Source organism: Marinobacter persicus (genome assembly GCF_900114155.1).
Taxonomy (GTDB): Bacteria; Pseudomonadota; Gammaproteobacteria; order Pseudomonadales; family Oleiphilaceae; genus Marinobacter; species Marinobacter persicus.
Genome location: NZ_FOSC01000010.1, coordinates 134632 through 149267 on the forward strand (window position 1 = coordinate 134632; position 14636 = coordinate 149267).

Sequence of the window (14636 nt, forward strand, 5' to 3'; positions counted from 1 at the left end):
ATGAAAAACCTTCGTCAACTCATTAACACAGAACGGCCAGCCACCTTGGCTGTAGTGGGTGCTCTGGTGCTGTTGCAGGGTTGTACCGCGATGACCCGCCCCCGGGCCGAGCCGAATGACCCGGCCTACGCACCAGCACGGGCCCAGGCCATGGTGCAGCGTAATCCGGACTCCGGTGCCATCTACCAGGTGTCGCGTAACTATAATTTGTACGGCGATACCAAGGCACTGAACGTCGGTGACGTGCTGACGGTTCGCTTGCAAGAGTCCACCAGCGCCAGCAAGAACGCCGAAACCAGCATTACCAAGGACCAGGAACTCGGCCTCGAAGAGCCGAATATCTTTGGGTACAACAAGCTGGGCTTGAGCGCGTCCGCCAACCTGGAGCGCGATTTCGAGGGTTCGGCCGAAGCCGACCAAAGCAACAGCCTTGCCGGCAGTATCAGTGTTACCGTCGTTGAAGTACTGCCCAACGGTGTATTGCGGGTGCGGGGCGAAAAATGGCTGTCGCTGACCAATGGTGACGAATACATTCGAATGACTGGCCTGGTGCGCCCTCAGGACATCCAGCCGGACAATACAGTTGCCTCCAACCGGATTGCTGATGCCCGGTTCGCTTATGGCGGCACCGGTGATTTTGATCAGGCCAACCGGATGGGCTGGCTGGCCCAGTTCTTCAACAGCGAATGGTGGCCGCTATGATCCGCAATGCATTGGCTGTTTTCACCCTGCTGGCCGTTTGTGCCGCTCCGGTCATGGCTGATCGCCTGAAAGATATGGCGAAGGTCAAAGGCGTGCGTAACAACCAGCTGGTAGGCTATGGCCTGGTGGTTGGCCTGGATGGCACTGGAGATTCTGCTCCGTTCACCAACCAGACGCTGCGCAACATGATGGAGAAGTTTGGCATCAGCTTGCCGGAAGGTGTAAACCCCAGTTCCGACAACGTGGCAGCGGTGACCATCAGTGCCAATTTGCCGCCATTCGCCAAGGCCGGACAGGAACTGGATGTCACGGTCTCTTCCATTGGCAATGCCGAAAGCCTGCGTGGCGGTACCTTGTTGATGACCCCGCTGAGAGGCGCGGATGACCAGGTGTACGCCATGGCTCAGGGCAGCCTGATTGTGGGTGGCTTTGGTGCGGGCGGCCAGGACGGTTCGCGCATAACCGTTAACGTGCCCAGCGTTGGACGCATTCCCAATGGCGCGACCATCGAACGTGAGGTCCAGTCCCCGTTCACCCGGGGCGATACCATCACCTTTAACCTGATGCGTTCGGATTTCACCACAGCCCGCCGGGTGGTTGAGGCCATTAATGAGAAACTGGGGCCGGATATGGCCTACGCCCATGACGCCACGTCGGTGTCAGTGCGTGCGCCGAGAGATCCATCCCAGCGGGGTCAGTTTTCTGTCGATTCTGGAAAATATTGAGGTTGAGCCTGCGGAGTCCTCTGCCCGGGTGGTTATCAACAGCCGTACCGGCACCATTGTGGTGGGTGAGAACGTGAAGGTCAGCCCCGCGGCGATTACCCACGGCAACATGACGGTCACCATTCAGGAAAACCCGGAAGTGGTGCAGCCCAATCCACTGGCCGAGGGTGAAACCGCCGTGGAACAGAATACCCAGATTGCCGTTACCGAAGATCCGGCCCGTATGTTCCAGTTTGGTCCCGCCACCACCCTGAACGACATTGTTCAGGCGGTGAACCAGGTGGGTGCGGCGCCAGGGGATGTAATGGCGGTTCTTGAAGCACTGAAGCAGGCAGGCGCATTACGTGCCGAGCTGATTGTGATCTAGGTGTGACCATGCAGGACTATCGCGTACAACAAGCACAGGTATATACCGACTTTCAGGGCCTGAACTCCCTGAAAACCCAGGCTCGCACAGACAAGAATGCGGCGCTGGAAGAGGTGGCAAAGCAGTTTGAGGGGCTTTTCCTGCAGGAAATGCTCAAGTCCATGCGCAAGGCCGGCGAAGTGTTTGCCGAGGACAACTACCTCAACAGCAACGAAGCCAATACCTATCGCGATATGTTCGACAGCCAGGTCAGTCTGAGCATGGCTGGCGGCACCGGGACCGGCCTGGCCGAAGCGCTGGTCCGTCAATTGGGTGAGCAGATTCCCGGCATGAACAACAAGGGCGAAAAGCTGGCGGCTCACAAGAGCTCGCTGGCTGACTATGATCGCAGTCTGCCGGCGGTTTCACGGGAACTGCCCGAGCAGTTGTCACGGGTAGGTGAGCTGGCAAATGCGGTACAGGGCAGCAATGAGGCCGAGACCGATCCGCGCACCGATGGTAAGCCGGCGGAGGTCTTGCCCGCCAGATTTGACTCCGCGGAGGAATTCGTCGGCAAGTTAATGCCGGTGGCTGAAAAAGTCGCGAAAGAGAGCGGCATTGATCCCAGGCTGATGATTGCCCAGGCAGCGCTGGAGACCGGCTGGGGCCGGCACATGATCGAAGGCGATGGCAAGGAGCCGAGTTTCAACCTGTTTGGTATTAAAGCCGATGGCCGGTGGGCCGGCGATGCAGTGACCATCACCACAACCGAATTCCGGGACGGCGTGCCCATGAAGGAAAAAGCTGACTTCCGCGCCTATGAGGATTACGAGGCCAGCTTCCGGGATTACGTCGACTTCCTGCAGAGTAACCCACGTTACAAAGACGTGCTGTCCTCGGCGGACAAGCCCGACATGTTCGCTGACAAACTTCAGGAAGCGGGCTACGCCACCGATCCGGAATACGGATCCAAGATCCGCAGCATTATGGACCGCAGCGCGGCGATGACGCTGTCCATGCGCGGTCAAGGTACAGAGGAGTAACAGGCCATGGCAGGATTGATTGGAATCGGTTTGACCGGTGTGCTGGGCCACCAGGCTGCTCTGAACACCACCGGCAACAACATCACCAACGCCAACACCCCGGGTTACAGCCGCCAGGAAGTGCAGTTTGAAACCCAGGCGGGCCAGCGTACCGGTGCCGGAACCATTGGCAGTGGCGTATTTGTCTCCAACATTCGCCGTATGGCTGATGAGTATCTGACTCAGCAATTGCGCGAAGACAGTACGTTGAACGGAGAACAGCAGGCGCTCAATTCTGAACTGAGCCGGTTGGACAACTTGCTGGGCGGTGAAGATACCGGTCTGAACAAGGCGCTTAATAATTTCTTTGCCGCCATGCAGAACGCGGCGGAGGATCCTACCTCGCTGCCACAGCGTCAACTGGTGCTGAGTGAAGGACAGCAGGTGGTTAACCGCTTCCAGGGTCTGAATGAGGAGCTGATTCAGCAGCGTGAATCGATCAAAACCCAGATGCAGCAGGGAGTGAAAGATGCCAACTCTCTGCTCACTAGCATTGCCGAACTGAACCTCGCCATTTCCGAATCGCCGGGTGTGGCCCAGGGTAAAATGCCTCTGGAATTGATGGATCAACGGGATGAAAAGCTGCGTCAGCTTTCCGAGTTGGTCAGCATTAAGGTGACTGAAACCGAAGGCAGCCAGGTTAACGTGTCATTGGCCAATGGCATGGCGCTGGTTACAGGCAGTAACTCTGCGGAGTTCGCGACCCGCACCAGCGCAGAAGACCCCAGCCGGCTGGAATTTATTCTCGAGAGCTCCGGTCGGACGCTGCTGGTGGATGACCAGATCAAAGGCGGAAAACTCGGTGGCCTGCGCCGGTTCGAGCAGGAGGCTTTGCGTCCCGCGTTTGATGAACTGGGGCGCCTGGCGATTGCGCTGTCATCCTCCATCAATCATCAGCACGAAATCGGCATGGACCTGGAAGGGGACCTGGGTGGCAACTTCTTCACTGATATCAATAACCCTGCTGTCGAGCGCAGCCGGGTGGTAGCCAATGCCAACAACGCTGAACCGAAAAATGCTCAACTGGCAGTTGAGATTACTGATAGCACCGAGCTGCCGGCTGGTACGTGGTCTCTGCAGTTCTCCGGTGACGGCCGTAATTTTGAGCTTATCAACGCTGAAAGCGGTGAAACGGTTCGCCAGGGGCGGCTGCCGGATCCGGTACAATCGGAAATCTCCATGGACGGCTTCAATATCCGTGTGGAAGGCGGGCAATTTAATGCTGGTGACAAGTTCCTGATTCAGCCGAGCCGGAACGCGGCGGAATACATTGGCATGAACATTCGCCGGGAAGAAGATCTGGCGTTTGCGAGTCCAGTTCGCGCGCGCGGTGGGGAATACAATGCTAGTGGAAAACTGGTTAAGGAAAACCTTGGATCAGCGGTTATTAATCAGGGAAAAATGCTAAACGTAAGGAATCCAAATACCAATGGTTTATTGGAGGGATTCAGGAATAGTGGAGAATTGGCTAACGGGCCGCTCACTATTGAGTTCACTAATACCGGCTCTGATATTACTTATACCGTTTCTGACAGTAATGGGCCGTTGGAGCCGCAAGATCAGATATACAACCCTCAAGAAATTAATACCATTTTCAGCTCTGATTTGGGTGACGGCGATATGTATCAGGGCTATCAGTTTGAAATTACTGGTGAGCCTGCCGACGGCGATGTGTTTACTATCGAATACAATGACAACGGCATTTCTGACAATCGGAACGCCGAATTACTGGCGGCTCTGGGCACCCAGAACACCATGAACGGTGGCACACAGAACTTCACCGAAGGCTATGCCGGCCTGGTGGAAGACATCGGCGTGAAAACCCGCCAGAGCCAGCTGGATAAAGACGCCAGCTCCACTCTACTGGAGCAGTCACAAAACCAGCGCGAATCGGTTTCCGGCGTGAACCTGGACGAAGAAGCCGGGAAGCTGATCCAGTATCAGGCGGCCTATAACGCGTCATCGCAGGTGATGTCGGTGGCGCAGGATCTGTTCAATACGTTGCTGCAAAGCTTCCGTTAATAGTTGAGGTAACCGACGATGATTCGGATTTCATCACAACAAATCTTCAACGGCGGGATCAACCGGCTGCAGGGCATTAACAGCAACCTGGTGGATACCCAGCAACAGATTTCCACCGGCAAAAAGGTTAACAAGCCTTCGGATGATCCGGTGGCAGCAGCGCGCATTCTGAAGCTGGACCAGGAGCTTCGACAAAACGACAGTTACACCCGTAATGCCACTTTGGCGGATAATCGTCTGAAACAGGAAGAAAATGCCCTGCAAAGCTCGGTGGATATTATTCAGCGGGTACGTGAGCTCACCGTGCAGGCGGGCAGTGGCTCTTTGTCTGCCAATGACCGGCAATCAATTGCCGCGGAGCTTAAAGAACGGCTGGGCCAGCTGGCGAATATCACCAATACCCAGGACGCCTCTGGTGAGTATATTTTCAGTGGTTTTCAAGGCAGTACACAGGCCTTTGCCAAAAACGATGAGGGTAATTGGGTGTATCAGGGCGACGAAGGCCAGCGCAAGTTGGAGATTGATGAAGGTGTGACTGTGCCCATCAGTGACCATGGCAAAGGTATCTTTGTCGATGTGCCGCGCTCCGTGTCCGTTGAAAACCGTGAGTCGGACGATGGTTACATTTCCGGGCTTGAAGTGGTGGATGAGGATGCATTGAGAGACGCGTCTCCTTCTGACGCGCCGAGAAAATCTATTTACCTTGCTGTGGATAGCAATAATAAAGTGATCGAAGTCGATGAAGACGGAAATCCCACTACCCCACCCAAAGAATTTGGTGATGCCGGTGAGGAAATTGATGTCTACGGCATGAAAATGACCGTCAACGATGCAGTAGATGGTGACACTTTTGAAATCGGCATCAACCGCAAACAGTCAATCTTCGGCACCATCGAAAAGCTGGTGGATGGTCTGGAAAGCGGTGCCAAGGGCTCCGATCGCGGCAACGCCGAATATGACGCCCTGATTGCCGAGTCACTCACCAATCTGGACAATGCCCAGGAAAAAATCATCCTCAAGCAGACCGAGCTCGGTGGCCGGCTGAACGCGGTGGAATCCACCACCGCATTTCTGGAGGATTCCGGCCTGTACACCAAGGAAATCCGCTCCCAGTTGCAGGATGTGGACTACGCAGAGGCCATCAGTAATCTGAGTTTCCAGAGCTTTGTGTTGCAGGCGGCCCAGCAGTCCTTTGCCCAGGTCTCGCGCCTGTCACTCTTTGATCGCCTGTAACAGCATGAGGCTGCGGATAATTTTGTCCGTGGCCCGGTTGCTTTCGGAATCAGGGTCAGTATAATTCACCCACTCTCCGATGGCGGCGTGGTGAAATTGGTAGACACGACGGATTCAAAATCCGTTGGGGTAAAACCCGTGGCGGTTCGAGTCCGCCCGCCGCTACCATTTATTCCGGTCGCATGCCTGCGGCATTCCTGATATCCCGGCCCATGAACGTCTCCGATTTTCATTTTGATCTGCCGGACGAGCTGATCGCCCGTTACCCCCTCGAACAACGCAGTGCTTCCCGGTTGCTGAATCTCGATGGCGCTACCGGCCAGACCCGGCACCTGCAGTTCACTGATTTACCCGACCTGCTTGAACCCGGCGACCTGCTGGTGTTCAACAATACCCGCGTGATTCCCGCCCGCCTGTTCGGTCGCAAGCAAACCGGCGGACAGATAGAAATACTGGTGGAACGCCTTTTAGGCGAGCAGGAATTTCTGGCCCATACCCGGGCGTCGAAGTCGCCGAAACAAGGCCAGACAGTCATCCTGGAAGACGGTACCGAGCTGCGCATGGTCGAACGCCGGGATGCGCTTTTCCGGTTTGTACACGATGGGCCGGAACCGGTTCTGGATTTGCTGGAGCGCGTTGGCCACATGCCCCTGCCGCCCTATATGGAACGCGACGACGAACAATCCGACCGTGAACGCTACCAGACAGTCTACGCCCGGGAAGCCGGCGCCGTGGCAGCACCCACGGCGGGGTTGCATTTCGATGATGCCATACTTGCTCAGTTGAAAGAGCGAGGCATCGAGTTTGCCTATGTCACCCTGCATGTGGGTGCCGGAACCTTCCAGCCGGTGCGAGTGGACAACGTGAAAGATCACGTCATGCACAGTGAAGTGGCGCATGTGCCGGAAGATACGGTAGACGCCGTTCGGCGTATCCGGGAACGGGGTGGCCGCGTGGTTGCCGTGGGTACCACCTCCGTGCGTTCACTGGAATCGGCCAGCCGGGCAGGGCGATTGCAGCCTTTTCGGGACGAGACCGACATCTTTATCTATCCGGGCTACCGCTTCCAGACGGTGGACGCCCTGATCACCAATTTCCATTTGCCGGAATCCACGCTGATCATGCTGGTCAGTGCTTTTTCCGGCTACGACAACATCATGGCTGCCTACCGCGAGGCGGTGGCGCAGCGTTACCGGTTTTTCAGTTATGGCGACGCCATGTTCCTGACCGGACAGCAGCCCAGCCAGGGCCGGCTGGCAACGGGCCTGCCAACCGGTCATACAGATTCGACGGGAGAGCCTTCGTGAGTCAGTCCTGTTTTATGTCATTCGAAAAACTCGGGGAAGACGGCAAGGCCCGGCGCGGCCGCCTGACGTTTCCCCGTGGCACCGTGGAAACCCCGGCGTTCATGCCGGTGGGTACCTATGGCACCGTCAAAGGCATGTTGCCCCGGGATATTGAAGCCATCGGTGCCGAGATCATCCTCGGCAACACGTTCCATCTGATGCTTCGCCCCGGCACCGAGGTGGTCAAAGCCCATGGTGACCTGCACGATTTTACCCAGTGGCAGGGCCCGATCCTGACCGACTCGGGTGGTTTCCAGGTGTTCAGCCTGGGTGACATGCGCAAGATTACCGAGAAAAGCGTCACCTTCCGTTCGCCTGTGGACGGTTCCAAGGTGGAGTTGTCCCCGGAAATCGCCATCCAGGTCCAGCGGGACCTGGGGTCGGACATCGTCATGATCTTTGATGAGTGCACGCCTTACCCGGCTACAGAGAAGCAGGCCCGGGAATCCATGGAGATGTCCCTTCGCTGGGCGGAGCGCAGCAAGAAAGCCCACGAGGGCAATCCGGCCGCATTGTTCGGTATTGTCCAGGGTGGCATGTACGAGTCCCTGCGCGAACGCTCCCTGCAGGGGCTGACGGACATCGGCTTTGATGGTTACGCCATTGGCGGCTTGTCTGTGGGCGAGCCAAAAGAAGACATGATCCGTATCCTTGACCACCTGCCACCGAAAATGCCGGGCGACAAGCCCCGGTACCTGATGGGCGTCGGCCGTCCGGAGGATATTGTCGAAGCGGTGCGCCGTGGCATCGACATGTTTGATTGTGTCATGCCCACCCGTAATGCCCGTAACGGTTACCTGTTCACTTCCACCGGTATTATAAAAATCCGTAATGCCCGGCATCGTCATGACACGGGGCCGCTGGATGAGCGTTGCGATTGCTACACCTGTCAGCATTTCTCCAGAAGCTATCTGCATCATCTGGACAAATGCGGTGAAATGCTCGGCTCCCAGCTCAACACCATCCACAATCTGCGCTTTTACCAGAACCTGATGCGCGGATTGCGTGGGGCAATCGAAGCAGGTACATTGTCCGACTTTATAAGAGAATTCTATGCCTTACGGGGTGAAAGCGTACCGCCTCTGGGCTGATTCTGTTTAATTTTCAAACCAAGACCAGTGAATTAACGGAGAACCTGAATGAAAACAATGAAACTGCTCGTCGCCGGCCTGTTGTCGTTTGTGCCTGCACTTGCCATGGCACAGGAAGGCGGCCCTGCTGGCGGTATGGGCGTGATGGGTCAGGTGATTTTCTTTGCCGGCTTCATTGCCATTTTCTACTTCCTGATCTGGCGCCCGCAGTCCAAGCGCGCGAAAGAACACAAGGAACTGATGGCTGGCCTGAACAAGGGCGACGAAGTGGTGACCTCCGGTGGCGTTGCCGGCCGTATCACCAAAGTGGCTGATGATTTCATTGTTCTGGAAGTAGCGGACAATGTTGAAATCAAGGTTCAGAAGGTGGCGGTTGGTGCCGCTCTGCCCAAAGGCACCCTGAAAGATATCTGAGCTGGTTCTGCACGGGCGCTTCGGGCGCCCGTTTGTTTTCAACTGGCTGAACATCACGGCCGGTGCCCATGCCGGCTTAAAGGAATCCCATGCTGAACAAGTTTCCTCTCTGGAAAAACCTGATCATTGTGTTCGCACTGGTGATCGGGTTCATCTACGCATTACCGAACTTCTTTCCGGACGATTACGCCATCCAGATTACCGGTGCCCGCGGTGCAACCGAGGTTAACCAGCAGGTGCTGGACCGGGCGCTGGCGGAGCTCGACGAGCGTGGCATTGAAGTAAAGTCCAGCTCACTGGAGGATCGTGACGCACTGATTCGCCTGACCAGCTCGGATGACCAGTTGCGTGCCCGCCCCGCGGTGCAGAATGCCGTGGGCGAACGCTATCTGGTGGCGCTGAATATGGCGCCGTCCACGCCGGAATGGCTGCAAAGCCTGGGTGCCGGGCCGATGAAGCTGGGGCTGGATCTGCGAGGCGGTGTCCACTTCCTGCTGGAAGTGGATATGGAAACAGCACTGGAACAGCGCCTTGAAGCGCTTTCTGGCCAGATCAAGCGAGAGCTGCGTGAAGAGAGGGTGCGCTACCGCGGCGGTGATATCGAGGACAGCCGCAATATCGTGCTGAGCTTCCGCGATGAAGAGTCCCGCAGTGAGGCGTTCAGCCTGGTACGTGACCAGTACAATGAATTTCTGCTCGATGAGTCCCGTGAGGGCGATGAATATCTGCTGACGCTGACCCTGTCTGAACAGGAAATCAAGAACATTCAGGACTATGCGCTTGAGCAGAACCTGACCACGATTCGCAACCGTGTGAACGAGTTGGGTGTTGCCGAGCCTCTTGTTCAGCAGCAGGGCGCCGACCGTATCATTGTCGAGCTGCCCGGTGTGCAGGACACAGCCCAGGCCAAGCGGGTACTGGGGGCTACCGCCAACCTGGAATTCCGGATGGAGGCTCGTCAGGATGCGCCGTCTTCGGAGACTGAAGTCTATCCGTTCCGGGATGAGCCGAACCGCACCGCACGTCTGGAAACCGAAATCATCGCCACCGGTAACAACGTGGCCAACGCCCAGCAGGCGTTTGATGAGAACGGCCAGCCACAGGTGAATATCACCATGGATTCGGTGGGCGGCGACCAGATGAATCGGGCCACCCGTAACGCCATCGGGCGTCGCATGGCGGTGTTGTTCATCGAATACCGCACGGAAACCAGCACCGAAGAAGTTAACGGTGAATTGCAGGAAGTAGAAGAGCGCGTGGTGGAAAAGGGCATTATCAGCCTGGCCACCGTGCAGTCAGCGTTGGGCGGCAGCTTCCGCATCACCGGTCTGGACTCCATTCCGGAGGCTTCGGAGCTGGCGCTGTTGCTGCGCGCCGGCGCCCTGGCTGCACCCATGTATTTTGTGCAGGAGCGCACCATCGGGCCAAGCCTGGGCCAGAAGAATATCGATGCCGGTTTTATGTCGGTGGTGTTCGGCTTCTCGCTGGTACTGCTTTACATGCTGGTGTTCTATCGTGGTTTCGGGCTGATCGCCAACGTGGCGCTGACTCTGAACCTGATGCTGCTGGTCGCGTGCATGTCGATTCTCTCAGCCACACTGACCTTGCCCGGTATTGCCGGTATCGTCCTGACGGTGGGCATGGCGGTGGATGCCAATGTGCTGATTTTCGAGCGCATAAAAGAAGAGCTTAAGGCTGGCGTGCCACCTCAGCTTGCCATTAATTCCGGTTATGGCCGGGCGTTTGTATCGATTGTCGATGCCAACATCACCACGCTGCTGGTGGCGGTTATCCTGTTTGCCATGGGCTCTGGTCCGGTGAAAGGCTTCGCTGTCACCCTGTGTATCGGTATTCTGACCTCCATGTTCTCCGGGCTTCTGGTGAGCCGTAGTATTGTGAATCTGGTTTATGGTGGCCGCAGAATCGAGAAGTTGTCGATCGGGGGGAAACAGGCTAATGGCTGATATGGAAAAGCAACCGTTTGATTTCATGGGGTTGCGGAAGATTGCTTCGGTAATCTCTATTGCATTGATCATCGCCTCGATCGCGCTTCTGGCGGTTCGCGGGCTCAATTTTGGCATGGACTTCACCGGCGGTACGTCCGTTGAGCTTGAGTATACCCAGGCTGCCGATCTGGACGGTATTCGTAATACGCTTGAGCAGTCCGGTTACGAACAGTTTTCGGTGCAGAACTTCGGCGCCGACACCACGGTGCTGATCCGTCTGGCAGAAGCGGGCAATGATACCCTCGCGCGGGAAGTCACCGGTGTGCTGGAGCAAACCGGGGCCGAGCTTGAGTTGGTTAGTTCCGAGTTTGTTGGCTCCCAGGTGGGCGAGCAGCTGAAAGAAGACAGTGGTCTGGGCCTGTTGATTGCCCTGGCGGTGGTGCTGATCTACGTGGGCATGCGCTTCCAGTTCAAGTTTGGTATCGCCTCGGTTATCCCGTTGGCCCACGATGTCATTATCGTGCTTGGCGTGTTTGCCCTGTTCCAGTGGACCTTCGACCTGACGGTGCTGGCAGCGCTTCTTGCTGTTATTGGTTATTCACTGAACGATACCATCGTGGTCGCGGACCGCATTCGGGAGAACTTCCGGAAGATGCGTGTTGGAGAGCCCTGGGACATCATCAACGAATCCATTCACCAGACCATCACGCGGACCATTAACACGTCCGGTACCACGTTGGTGGTTCTGTTGGCGCTGTATTTCTTTGGTGGTGAGGCCATCAATAACTTCGCTCTGGCGCTGATTATCGGGGTGATTGTGGGTACCTACTCGTCTATCTACGTGTCCGCGAACATGTTGATGGTCATGGGCGTAACCCGTGAGGATCTGATGGTGCCCGCCAAGGAAGGCACCGGAGAGCAAGCCGGGGAAGAAGAGCCGCCGGAGTGGCTGAACCGGATGTGATATCCGGTTTTGCTTCCGCCGGAATAGGTGGCATAAAAAAAACCGCCGGACCCTGTTGGGTGATGGCGGTTTTTTTGTGTCTGTTACAAAAGCCCGCTGATTCAAAGCGGGCGGGGAGTCAGCGCGGCAGGCGACCCCGGAACGGGTGCAGTACCTTTAGCAGTTCGCGGAACAGCTTGGGGTTGGCCACCACCAACTGTTTGGCGTGCTCAACCGACGGGTTGCCGGAGAAGTCGCCGGTCAGTGCGCCGGACTCCATGGCCAGTGTTACGCCCAGGTCGAGATCCGCAGCGTCGGGGCGGAAAATGACGGCCGCATCAAGCAGGCCCGCGGAAACCCGTGCGATATCCAGGGCCACGCAGCCGGAGGTGCGGAACATGCTGCTGTCCCGGGCAATGGTGGCAGCCAGTTCGCCCCAGATGAATGGGTCATCACCCTGGCGGGCCTGATCCAGCAGGTTGCTGGCAACCGCCGCCTGACCGGGCTGCTTGATTTCCGAAGCCCGCACACGGCGACTGTTCAGAGCGGCGCCATGGCCACGACTGGCGGTGTATTCCTCGCCGGTTACCGGATTCACAAGCAACAGGTTTTCCGTGCGGTTGTTTTTCTTCTGGGACAGCGCCAGGGCAAATTCGGGAATACCCCGGACAAAGTTATCGCGTCCCAGCACTGGAAAGATATGCCAGCTTTTTTCGCTGCCATGGGCGTCGGCTTCACCCATCGGGGCGATGGTGTGATCCTTGTAGGCCTTTTCCAGCTGCTCGACGAAGTTGTCGTAAATGGATTGCTCAACGCGGGCGAGTTGGCGACTGCGCTCACCTTCGTTTTTGGCGTTGGGTTCCTGTCGCTCGAAATGGGCTTTGAGATAGTCTGAACCCTGGCGCGCGATGCGCAGGGCCATCTTGATTGCTGGTTGCATCTGAGTGTTCATTATCCGGGTGTGTTAAGGCGCGCTATGATAACAAAAGTTGATGCCACTTGTATGGTTTTCGGTGGCGGAAAACCCGGATGCGCGCTGGTCGGAAAGGATGAGTTGCCCTGAAGGCGCCTGTGGCTCTCGCTTTCTGGTATCATCGCGTTTTTCATTCAAGTTGAGACAGGCAACCATTCATGCACAAACCCGCCTTGCCGCTGGAAGGCACAGACACCTTCAATGACCAGATCCGCATTGTGCTGGTCGAAACCTCCCATTCCGGCAATATTGGTGCGGTCGCCCGTGCCATGAAGAACATGGGGCTGGCCAATCTCTGGCTGGTCAACCCGGCGTCGTTCCCGGATGAAGCCTCATACGCACGATCCTCCGGCGCTTCTGATGTGCTGGACAAGGCACAGGTGGTCGGCACTTTGGATGAAGCTCTGGCGGATTGCCTGCTGGTGATGGGTACCAGTGCCCGTGGGCGCAAGGTGCCCTGGCCTGTCATGTCACCGCCGGACGCGGCAGTCAAGGCATCGGAATACAGTACCAGAGGCCAGGTTGCTCTGGTGTTCGGCCGGGAAAACAACGGCTTGTCGAACGAGGAATTGCAGCGGTGTCACTATCACATCCACATCCCGTCTAACCCCGACTACAGTTCCCTGAACCTGTCGATGGCGGTGCAGGTCGTGTGCTACGAGCTGCGCATGCATTACCTGCGTGGCCTTGAAGAGCAGGGCGAGAGCCCCTACCTTGATCCCATGGTGTCGCCGGGAGATGGCGGCTGGGATGTGCCGTTGGCCAATGTCAATGATGTGGAAGGCTTTTTCGGGCATCTTGAGCGGGTATTGGAGGAAATCGATTTCCATCGCCGGGACAATCCGCGCCAATTGATGACACGGCTGCGCCGGCTGTTTCAGAGAGCCCACCTGGATCAGATGGAAATCAACATCCTGAGAGGTATTCTGACGTCTGTGCAAAAAGCTGCCGGCACCCGGCAGGCGGATCACCGGACAAAACCCACTGTGGCTTCAGCCACTGATGACGGCCAGGAAGAAGATCATGTTTGAGCGTTTGCGGGAAGATATCAACAGCGTGTTCCACCGGGATCCGGCTGCCCGGAACACCTTTGAGGTGCTGACCAACTACCCGGGGCTGCACGCCCTGTTGTTTCACCGTTTCTCTCACTGGTTGTGGAACCTGGGGCTGAAATGGCTGGCCCGAACCATTTCAACCCTCGCCCGTTGGCTGACCGGCATCGAGATTCATCCCGGTGCCACCATTGGCCGCCGTTTCTTTATTGATCATGGCATGGGGGTGGTGATTGGCGAAACAACGGTCGTGGGTGATGATGTCACCCTGTACCAGGGTGTAACCCTCGGTGGTACCAGTTGGAACAAGGGCAAGCGTCACCCCACCATTGGCAACGGCGTGGTTGTGGGTGCCGGCGCCAAGATTCTCGGGCCATTCGAAGTGGGCGAGGGCGCCAAGATTGGCTCCAACTCCGTGGTGACCAAAGAGGTGCCGGCTGGTGCTACCGTGGTTGGCATTCCCGGTCGCGCGATTGTCAAGAAGAAGCCCGCCGAGGATGAAGCCCGGCGCAAGGAGATGGAGAAGCGCATGGGCTTTGATGCCTATGGGGTGACTGAAGAAATGCCGGACCCGGTGGCCCGTTCCGTCCGGGCGCTGCTTGACCACATGCACGCGGTGGACGATCGCATTGAGAACATGTGCCAGGCGCTACGGAAAGTGAACAGCGAGTATCAGAATGGCGAGCTTCCACCCCTGCACGACGAGGATTTCGATTGCGTGCGTGAGGAGGGCGAAGACAAGCCGCCCAAGCGCTGAATAC

Annotated in this window: 12 protein-coding genes, 1 tRNA gene and 1 pseudogene; 13 read left to right on the plus strand and 1 reads right to left on the minus strand. The window is 57.1% G+C overall.

Features of this window, described 5'->3' with window-relative positions; translation table 11 throughout:
• The 11 genes and pseudogenes from flgH to secF all read left to right on the plus strand — a co-directional run bounded on the left by flgH (position 1) and on the right by secF (position 11871).
• The gene (gene flgH / locus BMZ63_RS12155; protein WP_091705862.1) at positions 1 to 702 is read left to right on the plus strand and encodes a flagellar basal body L-ring protein FlgH; all 702 of its coding nucleotides are present in this window, start codon (positions 1 to 3) and stop codon (positions 700 to 702) included.
• Positions 699 to 1794: pseudogene (locus BMZ63_RS12160) on the plus strand (flagellar basal body P-ring protein FlgI). The gene flgH and the pseudogene BMZ63_RS12160 overlap by 4 nt, the downstream one beginning before the upstream one ends.
• Positions 1795 to 1802: 8 nt before the next feature.
• Positions 1803 to 2816 carry a flagellar assembly peptidoglycan hydrolase FlgJ gene (gene flgJ, locus BMZ63_RS12165; RefSeq protein ID WP_091705914.1) on the plus strand — a complete coding sequence of 338 codons (1014 nt, stop codon included), beginning with the start codon at positions 1803 to 1805 and terminating at the stop codon, positions 2814 to 2816.
• A gap of 6 nt (positions 2817 to 2822) precedes the next feature.
• Positions 2823 to 4877, plus strand: a complete 2055-nt coding sequence (gene flgK / locus BMZ63_RS12170) for a flagellar hook-associated protein FlgK (RefSeq protein ID WP_091705863.1) — start codon at positions 2823 to 2825, stop codon at positions 4875 to 4877.
• Between the two features lie 18 nt (positions 4878 to 4895).
• Positions 4896 to 6110: a flagellar hook-associated protein FlgL gene (flgL, locus tag BMZ63_RS12175; RefSeq protein WP_091705865.1), complete on the plus strand. Its 1215-nt coding sequence runs from the start codon at positions 4896 to 4898 to the stop codon at positions 6108 to 6110.
• 81 nt (positions 6111 to 6191) lie between these two features.
• A tRNA-Leu gene (locus BMZ63_RS12180) sits at positions 6192 to 6278 on the plus strand.
• A gap of 44 nt (positions 6279 to 6322) precedes the next feature.
• Positions 6323 to 7417 carry a tRNA preQ1(34) S-adenosylmethionine ribosyltransferase-isomerase QueA gene (gene queA, locus BMZ63_RS12185; RefSeq protein WP_091705866.1) on the plus strand — a complete coding sequence of 365 codons (1095 nt, stop codon included), beginning with the start codon at positions 6323 to 6325 and terminating at the stop codon, positions 7415 to 7417.
• 14 nt (positions 7418 to 7431) lie between these two features.
• Positions 7432 to 8547 carry a tRNA guanosine(34) transglycosylase Tgt gene (tgt, locus tag BMZ63_RS12190; protein WP_091705868.1) on the plus strand — a complete coding sequence of 372 codons (1116 nt, stop codon included), beginning with the start codon at positions 7432 to 7434 and terminating at the stop codon, positions 8545 to 8547.
• A gap of 48 nt (positions 8548 to 8595) precedes the next feature.
• Positions 8596 to 8961 (plus strand): preprotein translocase subunit YajC, encoded by a 366-nt coding sequence (yajC, locus tag BMZ63_RS12195; protein WP_091705870.1) that lies wholly within the window; start codon positions 8596 to 8598, stop codon positions 8959 to 8961.
• An 89-nt stretch (positions 8962 to 9050) separates the two neighbouring features.
• Positions 9051 to 10925, plus strand: coding sequence for a protein translocase subunit SecD (gene secD, locus BMZ63_RS12200; RefSeq protein ID WP_091705872.1), 1875 nt, complete (start codon positions 9051 to 9053; stop codon positions 10923 to 10925).
• Positions 10918 to 11871, plus strand: a complete 954-nt coding sequence (gene secF, locus BMZ63_RS12205) for a protein translocase subunit SecF (protein ID WP_091705873.1) — start codon at positions 10918 to 10920, stop codon at positions 11869 to 11871. Before secD ends, secF begins: the two co-directional genes overlap by 8 nt.
• A gap of 118 nt (positions 11872 to 11989) precedes the next feature.
• Here secF and BMZ63_RS12210 read toward each other — a convergent pair whose 3' ends face one another.
• Positions 11990 to 12790: an inositol monophosphatase family protein gene (locus BMZ63_RS12210; protein WP_091705875.1), complete on the minus strand. Its 801-nt coding sequence runs from the start codon at positions 12788 to 12790 to the stop codon at positions 11990 to 11992.
• A 191-nt stretch (positions 12791 to 12981) separates the two neighbouring features.
• Between BMZ63_RS12210 and trmJ the strand changes: the two genes are divergently transcribed.
• Both trmJ and cysE read left to right on the plus strand, forming a co-directional pair.
• The gene (gene trmJ, locus BMZ63_RS12215) at positions 12982 to 13854 is read left to right on the plus strand and encodes a tRNA (cytosine(32)/uridine(32)-2'-O)-methyltransferase TrmJ (protein ID WP_091705876.1); all 873 of its coding nucleotides are present in this window, start codon (positions 12982 to 12984) and stop codon (positions 13852 to 13854) included.
• Positions 13847 to 14632: a serine O-acetyltransferase gene (cysE, locus tag BMZ63_RS12220; protein ID WP_091705878.1), complete on the plus strand. Its 786-nt coding sequence runs from the start codon at positions 13847 to 13849 to the stop codon at positions 14630 to 14632. Before trmJ ends, cysE begins: the two co-directional genes overlap by 8 nt.
• Positions 14633 to 14636 lie beyond the last annotated feature (4 nt).